Below are 19,677 nucleotides of genomic sequence, written 5' to 3'. Positions count from 1 at the left end.
CTCCCTCAGGGCCTGCGTGCAAGAAGGCTGATGACTTCGAAGTGCGGCGCGCGGCGCTCGCGGCTCAGGCGTTCGCAACTGACCACCTCGAACCCGGCCTGCCGCGCCATGGCGGTCAAGCCGTCGCAGGTAAAACCGAGGTTGCGGTGATCGAACGGCTCGACGACGGCGCGATGATCGTGTTCGCCCAGGGTGGATACGAGCAAGCGGCCACCCGGCTTCAAGACCTTGCTCACCTCGTCGAACACGGCCTGCGGCCGATCGGAGTAGGTGAGGGCGTGCAACAGCAGCACCAGGTCGAACTGGCGCCCACCGAGATCCAGCGCATGCATGTCGCCCGTGCGCACGTCCACATTGGCGAAGCTGGACAGCCGCTGGCGCGCGGCCTCGACGACACGCTCGGAGCTGTCCACGCAGACGATCGAATGCGCGTGCGGCGCCAGCAGCTCCGCGGTCACGCCGTCGCCCGAGGCGATGTCCAGCACGTCGCCAGTGGCAAGCAACTGCAGAAGGGAGCGTGCGAGGGTTTCCCAGGTGCGTCCCGGCGAATAGTGGCGTTCCATGTCGCCGGCGACGGTATCGGCCCAACCCTCGGCGCGGGCGCGCTGGGCGAGCACCGCAGGCAGGCGTTCGGCATCCTCGCGGAGCAGGGCGTCGCTCAAGGTGTCGCGCAAGGAGGCGACCAGGGCCGCCAGGGTGGGATCGGCCTCGGCGTTGGCCCGATAATAGGCCGACACGCCTGCGCGGCGATCGCGCACGAGCGCGGCTTCCTTGAGTTTCGCAAGGTGCGTGGACACGCGCGGCTGGGCCAGGTGCAGCACTGCCGCCAGTTCGGCCACGGTGAGTTCCTCGCGGTCCAGCAGGGCGAGGAGGCGGACGCGGGTGGGATCGGCAAGGAGCCGGAGGGCCGTGGATGCCGTCGACAGATCCATCCAACATCCTTATATCGCGATACAGAGATACGTAGGATGCGGCCGACATGGCCGGGCGTCAAGGGCGCATGTTGCAGTGCAGGGCGGCAAGCGCTCGAACGACCGTTAGAATGTCGGGCTCGTCTCCACCCCAAGACTGCCGCCTACAGGTCGGCGTGAGGAACACCCCATGGATTTCCGCTTTACCGACGACCAGTTGTCGATCCAGTCCATCGCCCGCGATTTCGCACAGAAGCGCATTGCGCCCGTGGCCGCCGAGTTCGACGCCAAGGGTGAATTCCCGCTGGAAAACATCCAGGAGATGGGCCAGTTGGGCCTGATGGGCATCGAGGTGCCGGAGGCCTACGGCGGCGCCGGCATGGACCCGGTGGCCTACGTGCTGGCGATGATCGAGGTCGCAGCGGCCGATGCCGCCACGTCCACCATCATGTCGGTGAACAATTCGCTGTTCTGCAACGGCATCCTGAAGAACGGCACCGAAGAACAGAAGCAGAAGTACGTGCGCGCCATCGCCTCCGGCGAAGCGATCGGTGCCTATGCGCTGACGGAGCCGCAGTCGGGTTCCGATGCATCCAACATGCATACGCGTGCGGTGAAGAACGCCGACGGCGACTGGGTCATCAACGGCAAGAAGAGCTGGATCACCTCGGGCCCCGTGGCCCGCTACATCGTGCTCTTCGCGGTCACCACGCCGGGGATCGGCGCGCGTGGGGTGTCGGCCTTCCTCATCGACACGCAGCGCGACGGTTTCCTCGCGGGCAAGACCGAACCCAAGCTCGGCATCCGCGCCTCGGCCACCTGCGAGATCGAGTTCCACGACTACGTGTGCCCGAAGGAAGACATGCTCGGCGAGGAAGGCAAGGGCTTTGCCATCGCCATGGGCGTGCTCGACGCAGGCCGCATCGGCATCGCCTCGCAGGCCGTCGGCATCGCACGCGCTGCCTATGAAGCCACCCTGCAGTGGTCGCGCGATCGCAAGGCTTTCGGCCATCCGATCGGCACCTTCCAGATGACCCAGGCCAAGATCGCGGACATGAAGTGCAAGCTGGACTCCGCCTTGCTGCTGACGCTGCGCGCTGCCTGGACGAAGGGGCAGGTCGAGAAGACCGGCGGTCGTTTCGGCACCGAGGCTTCGATGGCGAAGCTGGTGGCGTCCGAAGCGGCCATGTGGATCACCCACCAGGCCGTGCAGATCCACGGCGGCATGGGCTACTCCAAGGAAATGCCGCTGGAGCGGTATTTCCGCGATGCGAAGATCACCGAGATCTACGAGGGCACCAGCGAAATCCAGCGCCTCGTCATCGCCCGTTCGGAGACAGGCCTGCGCTGAGTAAGCCATCGCGGTCGCATCGGCACCTGCCGATGCGATCGCTCGTACGGATATGCCGCGCGCCACCGTGCCGACAGGGCCCCTCGTCGAATGCGTTAAGCTCTCCAGGCCATCTCTCCTGGGGACTTTCATGATCGACCACACCGGCGTCATCGTCAGCGACTTCGAACGCAGCAGGCAGTTCTACCAGGCGGCGCTCGCGGCGATCGGATACGAACTCCTCGTGATTCTCCCCGCCTCGGTAACGGGTCGCACGAATGTCGCCGGCTTCGGCGAGCACGGCAAACCCGATTTCTGGATCACCGAGGGCCAGCCTAACCAGCCGCCCGTCCACGTCGCCTTCCGCGTGGAAACGCAGAAGCTCGTACGCGAGTTCCACGAGGCGGCACTCGCCGCCGGTGGACGCGACAACGGCCCGCCCGGCCCGCGCTCCCACTATCACGCCGGCTACTACGGTGCCTTCGTCCTCGATCCGGACGGCCACAACATCGAAGCCGTCCACCATGCGTCGCTCGACGTCGCAGCATCGATCGGGTCTGCGTAAGGCTCGGCGGTAGCCACCCCTGGTGTCGAAAAGCCAAGGACGCCGGTGGGAGCCACCCTGGTGGCGATCAGCCAACGAAGCGGTGTAGCAGCGAGGCAAGTTCCCCATCGCCAGCAGGCTGGCTCCCACCCGCAAGTTCTCACCGTAGCAGCGTTGCAGCCGAAGCGCAGACCGGTGGGAGCCACCCTGGTGGCGATAAGCCAACGAAGCGGTATAGCTGCGAGGCCAGCTACTATCGCCAGCAGGCTGGCTCCCACCAGCAAGTTCTCACCGTAGCAGCGGTGCAGCCGAAGCGCAGACCGATGGGCGCCACCCTGATGGCGATAAGCCAACGAAGCGGTGTAGCAGCGAGGCAAGTTCCCCATCGCCAGCAGGCTGGCTCCCACCAGCAAGTTCTCACCGTAGCAGCGGTGCAGCCGAAGCGCAGACCGGTGGGAGCCACCCTGGTGGCGATAAGCCAACGAAGCGGCGTAGCAGCGAGGCAAGTTCCCCACCGCCAGCAGGCTGGCTCCCACCAGCAAGTTCTCACCGTAGCAGCGGTGCAGCCGAAGCGCAGACCGGTGGGAGCCACCCTGGTGGCGATAAGCCAACGAAGCGGCGTAGCAGCGAGGCAAGTTCCCCACCGCCAGCAAGTTCTCACCGTAGCAGCGGTGCAGCCGAAGCGCAGACCGGTGGGAGCCACCCTGGTGGCGATAAGCCAACGAAGCGGTGTAGCTGCGAGGCCAGCTACTATCGCCAGCAGGCTGGCTCCCACCAGCAAGCTCCCATCGCCAGACCAACCCCAAAAAAAACCCGGCTTGCGCCGGGTTTTCTTCGTTACGGTCGTTCGGTACCCCGTCGAGGGTCCGAATCGAAGGCTCTTACATCGCCCACATTCGGTGCATGCGGGCCGACGTTGGTCGACGGATTTCCGCCACCCTGCGGTCCATGGCTGCCACCGTCCGGACCGTGATCATCGCCATCCGGGCCGTGGTGCGGCAGCTTGTGCGACACCTCGTCCAGCTTGTCGCCCAGCATGCGGCGAACGCTGACGTAGAACACCGGAATCAATAGCAGACCGAGGAACGTCGCGAACAGCATGCCGCCGATCACGCCGGTACCGATCGCATGACGGGAGTTGGCACCCGCGCCCGTGGAGATCGCCAGCGGGAACACGCCGAGGATGAAGGCCAGCGACGTCATCAAGATGGGGCGCAGTCGCAGGCGAGCGGCTTCGATGACGCTTTGGCGCAGGGTCTTGCCACCCTGCTGCTGCTCCACCGCAAACTCCACGATCAGGATCGCGTTCTTCGCCGCAAGGCCGATGACCGTGATCATGCCGATCTTGAAGTAGATGTCGTTCGGCAGCCCGCGCAGCATCGAGAACACGATGGTGCCCAGGATGCCCAGCGGCACCACCAGCAACACGGACACCGGGATCGACCAGCTCTCGTACAGGGCGGCAAGGCAGAGGAACACGATCACCACCGACAGCGCGAGCAGCAGCGTCGACGAGTTGCCCGAGAGGATTTCCTGGTACGACTGGCCCGTCCAGTCATAGCCGAAGCCCTTCGGCAGCTTGTCGTTGACGATGCCCTCCACGATGTTCATGGCCTGGCCGGTGGAGTAACCCGGCGCCTGGTTGCCTACGATTTCCACCGCCGAATAGCCGTTGTAGCGGTTGAGCGTCGGCGCGGCCAGCGACCACTTCGAGCTGACGACGCTGGAGAGCGGAATCATTGCGCTGTCCACGGCCGTCGAAGCGCTGGCGACGGTCGATGAGGTGCTGCTGCTGTTCGTCGATGCCGTGCTGAGCGTGCTCGGGGTGAAGATGTGCTGGAAGGCATCGGTGCCCATGCGATAGGGCGCGTCGGCCTGCAGCATCACGCGCTTCACGCGGCCGCCGTAGGAGAAGTCATTGACATAGACCGGTGCCAGCGTGAGCTGGATCGCGGTGTAGATGTCGCTGACCGACAGACCCATCGTCTGCGCCTGCGTGCGATCGACGTGCAACTGCAGCAGCGGCGCGTCTTCGAGCGTGTTCGGGCGAACGCCGACCAGTGCCTTGTTCTGCGCGGCGGCGCCGAGCAGGATGTTGCGGGCCTGGGTCAGCTCATCGCGCGACTGGCCGGCGCGTGCCTGCAGGTACATGTCGATACCGCCGAACTGCGAGAGACCGCGAATCGTCGGCAGGTTGACGACGAAGATCGTGGCGTCGCGCACGGCCTGCATCTTGCCGTTCGCCTGCTGGATGAACTCGGTAGCGGTCATGTCGCGGTCGCCCCAGTCCTTGAGGCGGATGAAGCTCATGCCGACGTTCTCGCCCTGGCCCACGAAGCTGAAGCCGGAGATCTGGAAGACGCCGTCGACGGCGGGGTCCTTCAGCAGGATCGCGCGCTGCTGCTCCATCACCTTCTCGGTACGGGCGATGCTGGAGCCGGGCGGCAACTGCACGATGGCGAGCGCGTAGCCCTGGTCCTCGTCCGGCACGAAGCTGGTCGGCAGGCGAGTGAACAGGAAGCCGCAAAGCACCGCGATCAGCACGAACACCACCATCCAGACCGGGGCACGACGCACCGCACCGCCGATGTGGCCGGAGTAGGTGTGCTGAACCCAGTCGAAGACCTGGTTGAACTTGCGATAGACGATGTTCTTCTTTTCGTCGTGGGTGTGCTTGAGGATCGTGGCGCACAACGCCGGCGTGAACGACAGCGCGAGGAACGCCGAGAAGCCCATCGACACCGCGATCGTCAGCGCGAACTGTTTGTAGATGATGCCCGAGGCACCCGGCTGCAGTGCGGACGGCACGAACACTGCCGCCAGCACCACCGTGATCGCCACGACGGCGCCGGTGATCTGGCCCATTGCCTTGCGCGTGGCTTCCTTCGGCGACAGTCCTTCCTCGGACATGATGCGTTCGACGTTCTCGATCACGACGATCGCGTCGTCGACCACGATGCCGATGGCGAGCACCATGCCGAACAGGGTGAGCTGGTTGATCGTGAAACCGAGCGGCGACAGACCCAGGAAGGTACCCAGCAACGCCACCGGGATGACCAGGGTCGGGATAATCGTCGCGCGGAAGTTCTGCAGGAACAGCAGCATCACGAGGAACACGAGGATGATCGCCTCGACGAGGGTATGCACCACTTCCTCGATCGAGATCGTCACGAACTTGGTCGTGTCGTACGGTGCGAACCAGGTCACGCCATCGGGGAAGCCGCGGGCGAGATCGGCCATCTTGGCGCGCACCGCGTTTGCCACGTCCAGCGCGTTCGCACCGGGCAGCAGCTGCACGCCGAAGGAGCCGGTAGCCGTGCCGTTCCACTGTGCGTTGAAGCCGTAGGTCTGCGGGCCGAGTTCCACCCGCGCGACGTCCTTCAGGCGCACCACGGTGCCGTCGTTGTTGGCGCGCAGGATGATGTCGGAGAACTCTTTCGGCGTAGTGAAGCGGCCTTCGGCCGATACCGTCGCACTGAAGCCCTGGCCGTTGACCGCGGGATCCGTACCGATGGAGCCTGCGGCGAACTGCACGTTCTGCGTGCTGAGCGCATTGCGCAGATCGGTGGCCGAGAGGCCGTAGCCGCGCAGCTTGTCCGGGTTCAACCAGACGCGCATGCCGTACTCGGAACCGAGCTGACGCGTGTTGCCCACGCCCGGGATACGTGCGATCTGGTCGAGCACCTGCGACGACACGATATCGGTCAGGCGGTTGCCGTCGATCGCCGGATTGGACGAGGTGAGCGCAATGAACATCAGGAAGTCGGGGTTGGACTTGGCCACCACGACGCCCTGCTGGGTCACCTCGGACGGCAGTCGGGGCGTCGCGAGCGACACCTTGTTCTGCACCTGGACCTGGGCAATGTCAGGGTCGGTACCGGTCTCGAAGGTCAGCGTCACGGTGGCCGTGCCGCTGGAGCTCGACGCGGAGCTGAAGTAGAGCAGGTGATCGATACCGGTCAGCTGCTGCTCGATGACCTGCGTCACGGTCTTCTCGGTGGTATCCGCGCTCGCACCCGGGTAGGTCGCCGTGACGACGACCTGCGGCGGAGCGATGTTCGGATACGACTCGATACCCATGTTGAGCAGGGAGATCGTGCCGCACAGGCTGATCAGGATCGCCACGACCCACGCGAAGATGGGGCGGTCGATGAAGAAACTCGGCATGACGAAACTCCCTTACTGCTGACCGGCGGGGGCAGCCGCACCGGGGGCACTCGCAGCCGAAGCCGGAGCGGCCTGGGCGGGCGATGCCTTCACCGGCGCGTTTTCCCTCGCCTTGGGCAGACCCTGGACGATGATCTGGTCACCCGGCTTCAAGCCGCCGGTAACCACCCAGTTGGAACCGCTGATGCGCTCGGCCTTGATCGGGCGACGCACGGCGGCCGAGGGCACGGTCGTGTCCTTGCCCGTCTGCGGGTCCTTGGCGTGGCCTTCGCCGACGACCATCACGTAGGCGTCGTTGGCGTCGCGCAGCACCGCGGCCTGAGGAATCAGGAACACGTTGTGCAGGTCGCCAAGCGTGGCCTTGACCGTCACGAACTGGCCCGGGAGCAGGCGCAGGTCCGGATTGGCGAGCTGCGCGCGCAGATTGACCGTGCCGGTCTGCGGATTGACCGTGGCGGAGGAGAAGTCGAGCACGCCCTGCTCGCCGAAGTCCGAGCCGTCCGGCAACTGGATGCGGACGGTGGCCTTGTCGGTGGGCGACAGCGTGGCGGCACCGTTGGCCGCGGCGCGGCGCATGGCATCCAGATCGGAGACCGACACGCTGAAGTTCACGTAGACCTTGTCGATCTGGTCCACCTGGGTCAGGAGCGTGGTCTCGTTCTGGCCGACCAGCGCGCCCTCGGTGACCTGCTGCTGGCCGGCGCGGCCGTCGATCGGCGAGACCACGTCGGTGAAGCCCAGGTTGATCCGGGCCGACTGCACGTTGGCTTCGGCCTGCTTCACGGCGGCTTCGGCCGTGCGCTGGTTGGCCTCGGCGGTATCGAGATCCTGCCGCGAGACGTAGTTCTTGCCGATGAGACCGCGGTTGCGATCGGCCTGTGCCTTGGCGTTCACGGCCGTGGCGCGGGCGGAGGCGAGGTTGGCCAACTGGGCGTCCAGTTCCGCCTTGAGGGGCTGCGGATCGATCTGGAAGAGCTTCTGCCCCGCCTTCACGTCCGTGCCTTCCTCATACAGACGATGCAGCAGGATGCCGGGTACGCGCGCGCGCACGTCGGCGGTGCGGAACGCGGATACACGACCGACCTGATCCTGGACCAGCGGGGCATCCTGCGGCTGGGCGGTGATCGTGCCGACTTCCGGCGGGGGCGGCTGCTGAGGAGCTTCCTGCTTGTGGCAGGCGGCAAGCGCCGCGGCGAGGCCGAGGGCCAGCAGGGACGAGCGCAGGGGCAGGGGATTCATGAGAACTCCGTTCCTTTTCCAGGTTTCTTGTTCGTTCGCGCCGGTTCATCCGGCAAGATGTCGTACGCATGCATAAATACTGTTACCGCGTGCCTCGCCCAGCCGTCCTGCGCCTTCTGGCCTCTTGCGCGCATGCCAAAGAGGCGACGGTCCCCTTCCAGCCCATGCAGCATGGACAGGAACAGTTCCGCAGCGACGTCCGGGTCTTCCCTGCGCATCCTGCCGTGCTCCATGGCCTCCGCCATACAACGCGACAACCGGGTCGCGACCGTATCGATCGCGATCCGGAAGAAGGTCCTTGCCGCCGCCGGAAAGCGGGGGGCTTCCGCGATCAGCATGCGGCCCAGGGCCACGTTCTCGTGGTCCATCACGTAGGTCTGATGCGCCCGGGCCAGGGCATGCAGCGTCGAGGGCAGGTCGCGGCTCTCCGGGGTCAGGCTGGCGTGGAGAGGCAAGACGAGTTGTTCGACGGCGGCGTGGAACAGGGTGTCCTTATTGTCGAAGTGCGCATACACGGTTTGCTTGGACACGCCTGCCTCGCGTGCCACCGCCCCCATGCTGACGCGGTAACCGTCACGCAGGAACAACGCACATGCCGCCTGGAGCACCCGCTGCTGATGGTCTGATACGGGGCGGGTATCCAGGGTCGCCATGGGATTTCCCTGCTGGACTATACCGTCCAGTTTAGAATCTCCCCCGGACCAGCGTCAACGGTGCCTTGAGACATTCGCGTGCGAATTGTTGCGATGCATCCATCGCGACGACTCGCGCACGGCGCGCCGCTCGATCGAAACGCACGAGCGCGGATGCGGCGACGCAGTGAAAATTCCCGTACCGTAAGCACGCCTCGGTGTGGCTACATGACGTCGCAGGGAGCTATGCTTTCGCGGATTTCCGACTCCCCCACATCGATATCCGCCCATGAATGCGATTCGCTCTGCCGAAAACGGCTCTTTCCAGGCCGTTGTCTTCGATGAACTGAAAAAGCTGGATTACCCCGCGGAGCGCCTCAATGAGGCGCACTTTTTTATCCAGGCCTTCTTCGAGCGGATCGCGCCCGCCGACCATGCCCTGCATGCGCCGGACCGCTGGGCCGCGCTGATCGCCGACCTGCTGGCCTTCGCTCGCGAGCGGGTCCCCGGCAAGGCGAAGGTCCGCGTCTACAACCCCGGCGTGTCCGGGTCGCGTGCCGTGGTGGAAGTCGTTACCGACGACATGCCCTTCCTCGTCGATACCGTCTCCATGGTCGCGGCCGCTCATGCGGACATCCACGCCACCATCCATCCGGTGGTGCCGGTGCTGCGTTCGGCGACCGGTGTGCTCGAGTCCATGGGCTCTGGTTCGGCGACCGAATCGATCATGCGCTTCGAGATCGACCGCCTCGACGACACCGAGCTCGACACGCTCAAGGCCAATGTGGAAACGGCCTTGGCGGACGTTCGCGAAGCCGTTACCGACTGGCGCGCCATGCGCGACAAGATGCTCGACGTGGCGGGCGACCTCGGCAAGCGCTCGCTGCCGTATACCGCGGAGGAAGTGCGCGAAGCCAGCGAGTTCCTGCGCTGGGTGGCCGACGACCATTTCACCTTCATGGGTTACCGCGAATACGAAGTGGCGGCCGACGCGGGCGACCAGGTGCTGAAGACCGTGGAAGGCTCGGGCCTGGGCATCCTGCGTACGGCAGAGCGCTCGCTGGCGCCGCGCTCGCTGCGCACGCTGGTGGCAAGCGAACTGCCGCGCTCGGGTTCCACCGACGCCATCATCCTGACCAAGACCAATGCCCGTTCGCCGATCCACCGCGCGGGCTACATGGATTACGTGGGCGTTCTCAAGTTCGACGGTAACGGCCGTCCTGTCGCCGAGCAGCGCTTCCTTGGCCTGTTCTCCTCCAATGCGTACATGGCGCATCCGCAGCACGTGCCGCTCGTGCGCGAAAAGTGCGAAGCCGTGATGACCCGCTCGGGGCTCAAGCGCGACTCGCACTCGGGCAAGGCGCTACGCCACATCCTCGACACGCTGCCGCGCGAAGAGCTGTTCCAGTGCAGCACCGATGAACTCTCCGTCCTGGCGACGGGCCTGCTTGAACTGGCCCAGCGCACGCGCACGCGTCTGTTCATCCGTCGTGACAGTTACGGCCGGTTCTTCTCCTGCCTGGTCTACATTCCGCGCGATCGTTTCAACACCAATGTGCGCGAGCGCGTGGAAAGCGTGCTGCGCGAGGCCTTCCACGGCGAGCACGTGGATTCCGCCGTGCTGATGGGCGAGGCCGCCCTGGTGCGTCTGCATGTGGTGGTGCGCCCGCGCATCGGCGATCACCCGGTCTACGACGCGGCGGCCATCGAAAGCCAGATCGTCGCCATTGCACGCAACTGGTACGACGACCTGCGCGATCGCCTCATCGAAGTGGCCGGCGAACAGCAGGGCATCATTCTCGCCAACCGTTATGGCAAGGCACTGCCGGCCGGCTACGTGGACGAAGTCTCGCCGCAGGTAGCCGCCGCGGACGTGCGCGCGCTCGCGGGCCTCGACGGTCCCGATGCCATCAGCATGTCGTTCTACCATCCGCCGCACCGGCCGGAAGAACTCCGCTTCAAGGTCTACCGCTCGGGCTCGGACATCGCGCTGTCGGAAGTCCTTCCGCAGCTTGAAAACCTTGGTCTGCGCGTGCTCACCGAGCACATGTACGAGGTGAAGATCGGCGATGGTTCGCTGTTCGTGCAGGATTTCGAAGTGCAGCCGGTCGGTCGCCTCGCCTTCGAGGTGGAGCAGGTCGGTTCGCTCTTCGAAGATGCGTTCGAGCAGATCTGGCGTGGCAATGCGGAGAACGACGGTTTCAATCGCCTCGTGCTCGGCGCGAAGCTCGGCTGGCGCCAGGTCGCCGTGCTGCGCAGCTACTGCAAGTACCTGTTGCAGACGGGCGTGGCGTTCTCCCAGGCGTACATGGAAGACGCGCTCAATCATTACCCGGCGATCGCCGGCCTCATCATCGAGTTGTTCAACGCGCGCTTCGATCCCCGCCGCGAGAGCCTCGACGGCGACGAACGCGCACGCGCCGAAAGCCTGCTCTCGCACGAGATGCACACGCTGATGGACACGGAGACGCTGGCCGCGCATCCGGGCCTCATCGGCAACCTCGTCGCTGCGCTCAGCCGCCCGCGCGAGGAACAGGTCGCCGCGGTGGAAGAGGCGATCAACGCACTGCTGGATAACGTCTCAAGCCTCGACGAAGACCGAATCCTGCGCAGCTTCATCGCGCTGGTGCATGCCACGCTCCGCACGAGCTACTTCCAGGCCTGGGACGGTACATTCCGCCCGTACATCAGCTTCAAGTTCGATTCGCACCGCGTGCCCGACCTCGCCAAGCCGGTGCCGTTCCGCGAGATCTTCGTGTACGCGCCGCGCGTGGAAGGTATCCACCTGCGCTTCGGCTCGGTCGCGCGTGGTGGCCTGCGCTGGTCCGATCGCCGCGAAGATTTCCGCACCGAAGTGCTGGGCCTGGTGAAGGCGCAGATGGTGAAGAACACGGTGATCGTGCCGGTCGGCTCCAAGGGCGGCTTCTTCGTGAAGCGTCCGCCGGTCGGTGGCGATCGCGACGCGCAGCTTGCCGAGGGCATCGCCTGCTATCGCATGTTCATCAACGGCCTGCTCGACATCACCGACAACCTCGTCGAGGGCAAGGTCGTGCCGCCGCACGACGTGGTGCGCCACGACCAGGACGATCCGTACCTCGTGGTGGCGGCCGATAAGGGCACGGCCACGTTCTCCGACATCGCCAACGCCATTTCGACCGAGCATGGCTTCTGGCTGGACGACGCCTTCGCCTCGGGCGGTTCCAACGGCTACGACCACAAGGGCATGGGCATCACGGCCAAGGGTGCGTGGGAGTCGGTCAAGCGGCACTTCCGCGCGCTGGGTCGCGATTGCCAGACCCAGGATTTCACCGTGGTCGGCGTGGGCGACATGTCGGGTGACGTGTTCGGCAACGGCATGCTGCTCTCCGAGCATATTCGCCTCCTGGCTGCGTTCGATCACCGCCACATCTTCCTCGATCCGAACCCGGACGCCGCGAAGTCGTTCGCGGAACGCCAGCGCATGTTCGCGCTGCCGCGTTCGTCGTGGGACGACTACGACAAGTCGCTGATCTCCGCCGGTGGCGGCGTGTATCCGCGCAGCGCCAAGTCGATCCCGGTGTCGCCCGAAATCCGCACCGCGCTCGGCATCCGTGCCGAGGTCACGCATATGGCGCCGTCCGATCTGCTCTCCGCGATCCTCAAGGCACCGGTCGATCTGCTCTGGAACGGCGGCATCGGTACCTACGTGAAGGCCACCAGCGAAACGCATGCCGACGTGGGCGATCGCGCCAACAACGCGCTGCGTGTCAATGGCAACGAGCTGCGCTGCAAGGTGGTGGGCGAGGGCGGCAACCTCGGCATGACCCAGAAGGGTCGCATCGAGGCCGCGCAGGCCGGCGTGCTGCTCAATACCGACTTCATCGACAACTCCGCAGGCGTGGACACCTCCGACCACGAGGTGAACATCAAGATCCTGCTCAACGACGCCGTGCAGCGTGGCGAGCTCAGCTTCGAGGGTCGCAACCGGCAGCTTGCCGAGATGACCGACGAAGTCGCGCGCCTCGTGCTGTGGGACAACTATCGCCAGAACCAGGCCATCACGATGATGGAGCACCAGTCGGTGCGTCGCCTCGGTTCGATGGCTCACTTCATCAGCACGCTTGAAGCCGAGGGCCTGCTCGATCGCCAGGTGGAATCGTTGCCCACCTCCGCCGAACTGGCCGAACGCAAACAGCGCGGGCAGGGCATGACCCGTCCCGAGCTGTCGGTGCTGCTGTCCTACGACAAGATCCGCCTGTTCCAGCAGTTGCTCGAATCGGACGTGCCGGAAGATCCGTACCTGTCGCGCGAACTGGTGCGCTACTTCCCCGTGCCGCTGCACGAGAAGTATGCCGAGCACATGCAGCGCCATCGCCTGAAGCGCGAAATCATCGCCACGGCGGTGACCAACTCGACGATCAATCGCATGGGCGCCACCTTCATGATGCGCATGCAGGAGGATACCGGCCACGGTCCTGCCTCCATTGCCAAGGCGTATACCGCGGCGCGCGAGATCCTCGACGCCCGCGACCTGTGGGCTGAGATCGAGGCGCTGGACGGCCAGGTGGCGGAGGACACGCAGATCGACGCGATCCTGCAGATCTGGTCGCTGCTGCGCCATCTCACCCGCTGGTTGCTCAACCGTCCGGGCGGCTCGCTGGACATCGCGGCGAACGTCGACCGTTATGCCAGCGAGGTCACCGTGCTGCGCAAGGCACTGCCGGATGCGCTCACGGATACGGGTCGTGGCGACTTCGCCGCCAGCCAGGAGAAGTGGGAAGGCCTGGGCGTGCCGAACGCGCTGGCTGTGCGCCTGGCGCGCATTCCGGTGCTGCGCTCGGCGCTGGACATGGTCGAAGTGTCCAAGCAGAGCGGCAAGGGCGTCGCCATGGTCGCCACCGTGTTCTACGAACTGGCCGAGGCGTTGGATCTCGACTGGCTGCGCGGGCAGATCGAAGCCTTGCCCGTCGAAGGCGCGTGGCATGCACAGGCGCGCGGGTCGTTGCTCGACGAACTCAATGCCCAGCATCGTGCGCTGGCGTTGCAGGTGCTCAGCGTGGCCGGCGATCGCACGGATGTCAGCCCGGTCAAGGCCTGGCTTGAGCGCGACGACGCCACGCTCAAGTACACCCGCGCCATGCTGGCGGAAATCCTCACCCAGAACGCGGACTATCCGATCGCCTCGGTCGCCGTCCGTCGCCTGGCCCAGCTCGCGCAGATCCCGGTGTAAGCAACCCTGTGGGAGCCGCCACGGCGGCGAGACGCCAACGAAGCGGTGTAGCGGCGAGGCAAGGTTCCCATCGCCGCCAGGGCGGCTCCCACCCGAAGGTCCCAAGCGCCGCGGTAGCGGCGCGTGCTGGTGGGAGCCACTCTAGTGGCGATAAGCCAACGGAGCGGTGTAGCGGTGAGGCAGATGCCCTAGCTCTATCCGCTGCACGGCGTTAGGCACTAAGCTCCGGGTTGGTTCCGGATGCCCACTCCTCAATGCGCCTAGCCTTCGTTGCCAGCGAAACCGATGTGGCCCAGCGGGCCCGCGCCACCCTCGTCAAGCGCTATCGGGGGGTGGGGCCTGGCGATGCCGACATCATCGTGTCTCTCGGTGGCGACGGCTTCATGCTGCGTACGCTGCATGCCCATCGGACCCTCGGCGTGCCGTTCTACGGCATGAAGCTCGGCCGGCTCGGCTTCCTCATGAACCATCACGACGTCGACCACCTTCCCGAGCGTATCGAGAAGGCGCATCCGGCGGTGCTGCATCCGTTGGAAATGCACACGACGTGCTGCGATGGCGTGGAGCACCGCGCGCTCGCCTTCAACGAAGTGGCGCTGTTGCGACAGAGCAACCAGGCGGCGCATCTGCGCGTCAGCCTGAACGGCGAGGTGAAGCTGGACGAGCTGGTTTGCGACGGGATTCTCGTGTCCACGCCCGCGGGCTCCACGGCGTACAACCTTTCCGCGCATGGCCCGATCCTGCCGCTCGACGCGAACGTGCTGGCCTTGACGCCGATCAGCCCTTTCCGGCCGCGTCGCTGGCGGGGTGCGATCCTGCCGCACGCGACGCGCGTGGGCTTCGATACGAAAGATCCGAACAAGCGTCCGATCAGCGCCACCGCCGATTTCCACGAAGTACGCGACGTGCGCTCGGTGGAGGTCAAGCAGTCGCGGCGGCATGCGGTGCGCCTGCTGTTCGATCCGGAACACAACCTGCAGCAGCGCATTCTCGACGAGCAGTTCGCGCCCTAGCGGATCGGTGACGGGTGGCCGGTGTACGATGAGTACCGGCTCGTCTCGATGGAACGCCCGCGCATGAACTCGCCCGAAGACAATCCGCCCAATGCCCACGCCGATGCGTCGGTACGCGACAACCGCCTGGTGGTCGCCATCTCGTCGCGGGCGCTGTTCGACATGGGCGACAGCCACGAGCTGTTCGAGCGCGACGGCCTCGATGCCTACCGCGCCTATCAGATCGAACACGAAGACGATTTGCTGCAGCCCGGCGTGGCCTTTCCGCTGGTGCAGAAGCTGTTGGGCTTGAACGCGTTGTCGGGTGACCTGCCGGCCGTGGAGGTGATCCTGCTTTCGCGCAATTCCGGCGACACCGGGCTGCGCATCTTCAATGCCATCCAGCACTACGGGTTGGGCATTTCGCGAGCCGCATTCACCAGCGGCGCGCCGACGTCGGATTACATCGGGCCGTTCAAGGCCGATCTGTTCCTTTCGGCCAACGCCGAGGACGTTGGCCGCGCGTTGCGCGCGGGTGTGGCGGCGGCCACCATCCTGCCATCGACCGCGCCCCAACGGTCCAGCGAACAGCTCCGTATCGCCTTCGACGGCGACGCCGTCATCTTCGGCGACGAAGGCGAGCGCGTGTCGCGAGAAGAGGGTCTCGATGCTTTCCATCGCAATGAGTCGGAGCGCTGGGCAGAGCCCCTGTCGGGCGGCCCGTTCCGGGGTTTTCTTGCGGCGTTGCATCGTCTCCAGGCGGCTTTTCCCGCGGAAACCTCGCCCATTCGCACGGCGCTGGTCACGGCGCGCTCGGCACCGGCGCACAAGCGTGTGATTCTTACGCTGCGTCGCTGGGGTGTGCGCATCGACGAGGCACTGTTCCTCGGCGGGCGCGACAAGGGGCCGTTCCTGGATGCCTTCGGCGCGGACATCTTCTTCGACGATTCTCCGGCGAACGTGGAGTCCGCGCGTCGCCATGTGGCGACCGGGCACGTACCGCACGGCGTGTCGAACCTGTAGGAGCCGCCACGGCGGCGAGGGAAGCCTGCCTGTGGGAGCCGCCATGGCGGCGAGGGGAATCTGCCTCACCGCATCACCGCTGCGTTGGCTTCTCGCCGCTATAGCGGCTCCCACAAGACGGCGCTGTGTTGCTTCTCGCGTGGGCTTCTCGCCGCTGTAGCGGCTCCCACAATGCCTCTTAGACGATATTCGTCCAACGCCACCAGTTGGTTTTCTTTTCCTCGCGCACGAAGGTGAAAAGACCCGCGCCGAGGATCATCACGATGCCGATCAGCATCGGCCAGTCCAGATGGTCGTGGAACAGCAGATAGCCGAACAGGATCGCCCACAGCATCTGGCTGTACTGGGTGGGAGCGACGCGGTTGGCGGGTGCGTTCTGTGTCGCGAGCATCAGCAGCACTGCACCGGCGGCGGCGAGCAGGCCGTAACCGAGCACCAGGAACCACTGGTGCGCGTTCGGCCAGACGAAGTGCGGCAGCATCATGATGAAGCCGGCAATCATGGGCCCGATGACACCGGCACCGTAGAGCGTGATGCGTTTTTCGGTGGCACCAGCCATGCGCAGGGCGATGATCGACAGCGCGCCGGTGATGCCGCAGATAATGGCGGCGACGTGGCCCACGCCGAGGTGCCGGAAGCCGGGCCTCAGCACCACCAGCACGCCGAGGAAACCCACCACCACTGCGGACCAACGACGCCAGCCGACGTGCTCGCGCAGGAACACGACCGAAAGGATCGTAACGAAGATCGGCAGCAGGAAGATCAGCGAGAACGCCTCGGCCATCGGCAACGCGGTGAAGGCCATCACGGCAGTGACGTTGCCGATGGCGCCGGCCATGGCGCGCAGCAGCCACAGGCCTGGCATTTTCGAGATGACGATCTCGCTCCAGCGGTCGCCGGGCTTCTTCAGGAAGGGGAACGCCGCCATGGCCAGCACGGCGCCGAAGAACACGGCTTCGTAGGCGGGCAGGGTGCCTTCCAGCGACTTGACGAAGGCGTCGCTCCACGCATAAGCCGCGTAGCAGGCGAAGCCGAGAATGACGCCTTTGAACATGGGGAGATCCGGCGACGAGGGACGGTCCATTATGGCGCGTCCGGCGTGAACGTCCGTGGCTTGCGTCACCCCACCCGGTCTCGGGTCGCCTGTCCCCGGAGCGCATGGTCGGGCACGGACGATTGCTGCGCCCCGCCATGACCGGACGCGGCGGCGTGGTTACAATCGTGGGCTTTCCGGCTGCCAACGTACGAGTCCCCGCATGGCCCCACGTCTCGACCCGCTCGATCTCTACGACGTCCGTTCGCTGCTCACCGATGAGGAGCGCGCCGTACAGGACGCCGTTGGCCGCTTCGTCGACGAAAAGGTCCTGCCGATCATCGGCGATGCCTTCGACCAGGGCCGCTTCCCAGCCGAGCTGGTCCCCGAGATCGCCGACCTCGGCCTGCTGGGCGCCACGCTGCCCGAGGAATACGGCTGCGCCGGCATGAACGGCGTGAGCTACGGCCTGATCTGCCAGGAACTCGAACGCGGCGACTCCGGTCTGCGCAGCTTCGCCTCCGTGCAGAGCTCGCTGTGCATGTACCCGATCTTCGCCTACGGCTCCGAAGAGCAGAAGCGCGAATACCTGCCGCGCATGGCGCGCGGCGAAGTCATCGGCTGCTTCGGCCTGACCGAGCCGCATGGCGGTTCGGACCCGGCCAACATGAAGACGGTGGCGCGCAAGGATGGCGGCGACTGGGTCATCAATGGCGCCAAGATGTGGATCACCAACGGCAACCTCGCCCACATCGCCATCGTCTGGGCACAGACCGACGAAGGCATCCAGGGCTTCATCGTGCCGACCTCCACGAAGGGTTTTGCCGCACAGGAAGTGCACAAGAAGATGAGCCTGCGCGCCTCGGTCACGTCCGGTCTGTTCTTCGACGACGTGCGCGTGCCCGACAGCGCACGCCTGCCCAACGTCAAGGGCCTGAAGGGCCCGCTGGGCTGCCTCAACCAGGCCCGCTACGGCATCACCTGGGGCCCCATCGGCGCCGCACAGGCGTGCCTCAAGGAAGTACTCGATTACACCGGGCAGCGCATCCTGTTCGGTCGCCCGCTGTCCGCGAACCAGGCGGTGCAGGTCAAGCTGGCGGACATGGCGCGCCGTATCACCACGGCGCAGCTCCTTTCGCTGCAACTGGGCCGGCTGAAGGACGCAGGACGCCTCCAACCCACCCAGGTCTCGCTCGCGAAGTGGAACAACGTGCGCATGGCCCTGGACGTGGCCCGCGAGTGCCGCGATCTGCTGGGCGGCGCGGGCATCACTACCGAGCACTCCGCGATCCGCCATGCGTTGAACCTGGAATCGGTCATCACCTACGAAGGCACCGAGACGGTGCATCAGTTGGTGGTGGGCCGCGAGCTTACCGGCATCAACGCGTTCTGATGCCGCCATGCACGGCCTCCGCATCGAGACCGACCGGCTGATCCTCCGCCCCACGGCGGCGGAAGATTTCGATGCATGGGCCGAATGCATGGCCGATCCGGAGGTCAGCCGGTTCCTCGGCGGTCCGCAGCCGCGCGCGCTGGCCTGGCGCAACTTCATGACGATGGCCGGGTGCTGGAGCATCAGCGGCTTCGGCATGTTCTCCGTGATCGAGCGCGCCAGCGGACGCTGGGTCGGTCGGCTCGGGCCGTGGGAGCCGGAAGGGTGGCCGGGTCACGAGATAGGCTGGGGCCTGATGCGCGAAACCTGGGGCAAGGGCTACGCTACCGAAGGTGCCGCGGCGTCCATGGACTGGGCCTTCGCGAACCTCGGTTGGGACCAGATCATCCACTCGATCAATCCCGACAACCTTGCCTCGATCGGCGTAGCAAAGAAACTCGGTTCGACGCGGTTGGGCCCGGGAACCTTGCCGGCCCCGTTCGAAGGTGACGTAGTCGATCTCTGGGGCCAGACGCGAGAGCAGTGGCTGGCCCATCGTCGTTGATTCCCATCGCGAGAATTCGTCTTGAATCCCGAATCGCTCCCCACCGTGTACGGACTGCGTGCGTCCGGCAACTGCTACAAGCTGCAACTGCTGCTGGATATGGTGGGTCGTCCCTATCGCTGGGTCGAGACCGACAGCACGCGCGGCGCTACGCGCACGCCCGACTTTCTCGCCCTGAATCCGAACGGCAAGGTACCCCTGCTGGTGCTTCCCGACGGGCGGCGGCTCGCCGAATCCAACGCGATCCTGTGTTACTTCGCCGAAGGCACACCGTACCTGCCGGCCGATGCGTGGGAACGCGCACGCACGCTGCAATGGATGTTCTTCGAGCAGTACAGCCACGAACCTTATGTAGCGGTGGCGCGCTTCGTCCGCCGCTGGCTGCCCGAAGATCATCCGCGCCAAGCCGAAATTCCGCGGCTCATCGAAGGCGGTGAACATGCGTTGCGCGTGATGGAAGGCCATCTCGCGCAGGAGCCCTGGTTCAGCGGCGGCGCGTTCGGCATCGCCGACATCGCCTTGTTCGCGTACACGCATTGCGCCGCCGATGGCGGCTTCGAGCTTTCCCGCTGGCCTCACGTGGTCGCCTGGCTGGAGCGCGTTCGCGCACAGCCCGGCTTCTCGCCGATGGCGGCCTGACTTTCTCCTTCCGAGTCTCCC

13 protein-coding genes are annotated in these 19,677 nt (G+C 65.6%); 8 read left to right on the top strand and 5 right to left on the bottom strand.

All coding sequences use genetic code 11. From position 1 onward, the window contains the following. Positions 1 to 5 precede the first annotated feature (5 nt). Entirely contained in the window at positions 6 to 932 is a 927-nt protein-coding gene (locus tag IM816_RS12645; RefSeq protein ID WP_250338355.1) for an ArsR/SmtB family transcription factor, read from the bottom strand. Between the two features lie 169 nt (positions 933 to 1,101). Here IM816_RS12645 and IM816_RS12640 point away from each other — a divergent pair, with 169 nt between their 5' ends. Together IM816_RS12640 and IM816_RS12635 are read left to right on the top strand one after the other, a co-directional pair. After that, entirely contained in the window at positions 1,102 to 2,262 is a 1,161-nt protein-coding gene (locus IM816_RS12640) for an acyl-CoA dehydrogenase family protein (RefSeq protein ID WP_250338354.1), read from the top strand. Positions 2,263 to 2,392: 130 nt separating this feature from the next. Then, on the top strand, positions 2,393 to 2,806 hold the full coding sequence (locus tag IM816_RS12635) for a VOC family protein (RefSeq protein ID WP_250338353.1): 414 nt from the start codon (positions 2,393 to 2,395) through the stop codon (positions 2,804 to 2,806). Between the two features lie 816 nt (positions 2,807 to 3,622). Here the strand turns inward: IM816_RS12635 and IM816_RS12630 are convergent. Genes IM816_RS12630 through IM816_RS12620 form a run of 3 tightly spaced genes read right to left on the bottom strand, consistent with a single transcriptional unit; the run spans position 3,623 to position 8,844 of the window. Then, positions 3,623 to 6,952 carry a multidrug efflux RND transporter permease subunit gene (locus IM816_RS12630; protein WP_425602578.1) on the bottom strand — a complete coding sequence of 1,110 codons (3,330 nt, stop codon included), beginning with the start codon at positions 6,950 to 6,952 and terminating at the stop codon, positions 3,623 to 3,625. A 12-nt stretch (positions 6,953 to 6,964) separates the two neighbouring features. Continuing rightward, entirely contained in the window at positions 6,965 to 8,191 is a 1,227-nt protein-coding gene (locus IM816_RS12625; protein ID WP_072321590.1) for an efflux RND transporter periplasmic adaptor subunit, read from the bottom strand. Next, positions 8,188 to 8,844 (bottom strand): TetR/AcrR family transcriptional regulator, encoded by a 657-nt coding sequence (locus tag IM816_RS12620; protein WP_250338352.1) that lies wholly within the window; start codon positions 8,842 to 8,844, stop codon positions 8,188 to 8,190. Before IM816_RS12620 ends, IM816_RS12625 begins: the two co-directional genes overlap by 4 nt. Before the next feature lie 268 nt (positions 8,845 to 9,112). Here IM816_RS12620 and IM816_RS12615 point away from each other — a divergent pair, with 268 nt between their 5' ends. The 3 genes from IM816_RS12615 (at position 9,113) to IM816_RS12605 (ending at position 16,047) form a co-directional block, all read left to right on the top strand. After that, the gene (locus IM816_RS12615; RefSeq protein WP_250338351.1) at positions 9,113 to 14,032 is read left to right on the top strand and encodes an NAD-glutamate dehydrogenase; all 4,920 of its coding nucleotides are present in this window, start codon (positions 9,113 to 9,115) and stop codon (positions 14,030 to 14,032) included. Positions 14,033 to 14,286: 254 nt separating this feature from the next. Next, a complete protein-coding gene (locus IM816_RS12610) occupies positions 14,287 to 15,045 on the top strand; it encodes an NAD kinase (RefSeq protein ID WP_250338350.1) in 759 nt (252 codons plus the stop codon). A 63-nt stretch (positions 15,046 to 15,108) separates the two neighbouring features. Beyond that, positions 15,109 to 16,047: a 5'-nucleotidase gene (locus IM816_RS12605; RefSeq protein ID WP_072321586.1), complete on the top strand. Its 939-nt coding sequence runs from the start codon at positions 15,109 to 15,111 to the stop codon at positions 16,045 to 16,047. 178 nt (positions 16,048 to 16,225) lie between these two features. On the opposite strand, the gene IM816_RS12600 is transcribed toward IM816_RS12605, so the two are convergent. Continuing rightward, positions 16,226 to 17,101, bottom strand: coding sequence for a DMT family transporter (locus IM816_RS12600; RefSeq protein WP_250340754.1), 876 nt, complete (start codon positions 17,099 to 17,101; stop codon positions 16,226 to 16,228). Between the two features lie 202 nt (positions 17,102 to 17,303). On the opposite strand from IM816_RS12600, the gene IM816_RS12595 reads away from it, so the two are divergent. From IM816_RS12595 to IM816_RS12585, 3 genes are read left to right on the top strand one after another with little or no spacing between them, the layout of a single operon-like run. Continuing rightward, positions 17,304 to 18,473 (top strand): acyl-CoA dehydrogenase family protein, encoded by a 1,170-nt coding sequence (locus tag IM816_RS12595; protein WP_072321584.1) that lies wholly within the window; start codon positions 17,304 to 17,306, stop codon positions 18,471 to 18,473. A 7-nt stretch (positions 18,474 to 18,480) separates the two neighbouring features. Continuing rightward, positions 18,481 to 19,017 carry a GNAT family N-acetyltransferase gene (locus tag IM816_RS12590; RefSeq protein ID WP_250338349.1) on the top strand — a complete coding sequence of 179 codons (537 nt, stop codon included), beginning with the start codon at positions 18,481 to 18,483 and terminating at the stop codon, positions 19,015 to 19,017. Positions 19,018 to 19,038: 21 nt separating this feature from the next. After that, positions 19,039 to 19,656 (top strand): glutathione S-transferase family protein, encoded by a 618-nt coding sequence (locus IM816_RS12585; protein WP_256470164.1) that lies wholly within the window; start codon positions 19,039 to 19,041, stop codon positions 19,654 to 19,656. Positions 19,657 to 19,677 lie beyond the last annotated feature (21 nt).

Origin of the sequence: Luteibacter flocculans (assembly GCF_023612255.1) — a bacterium.
Taxonomy (GTDB): Bacteria; Pseudomonadota; Gammaproteobacteria; order Xanthomonadales; family Rhodanobacteraceae; genus Luteibacter; species Luteibacter flocculans.
Note: the sequence above shows the minus strand (reverse complement) of the source record. Positions and strands in the feature narration are given on the sequence as shown.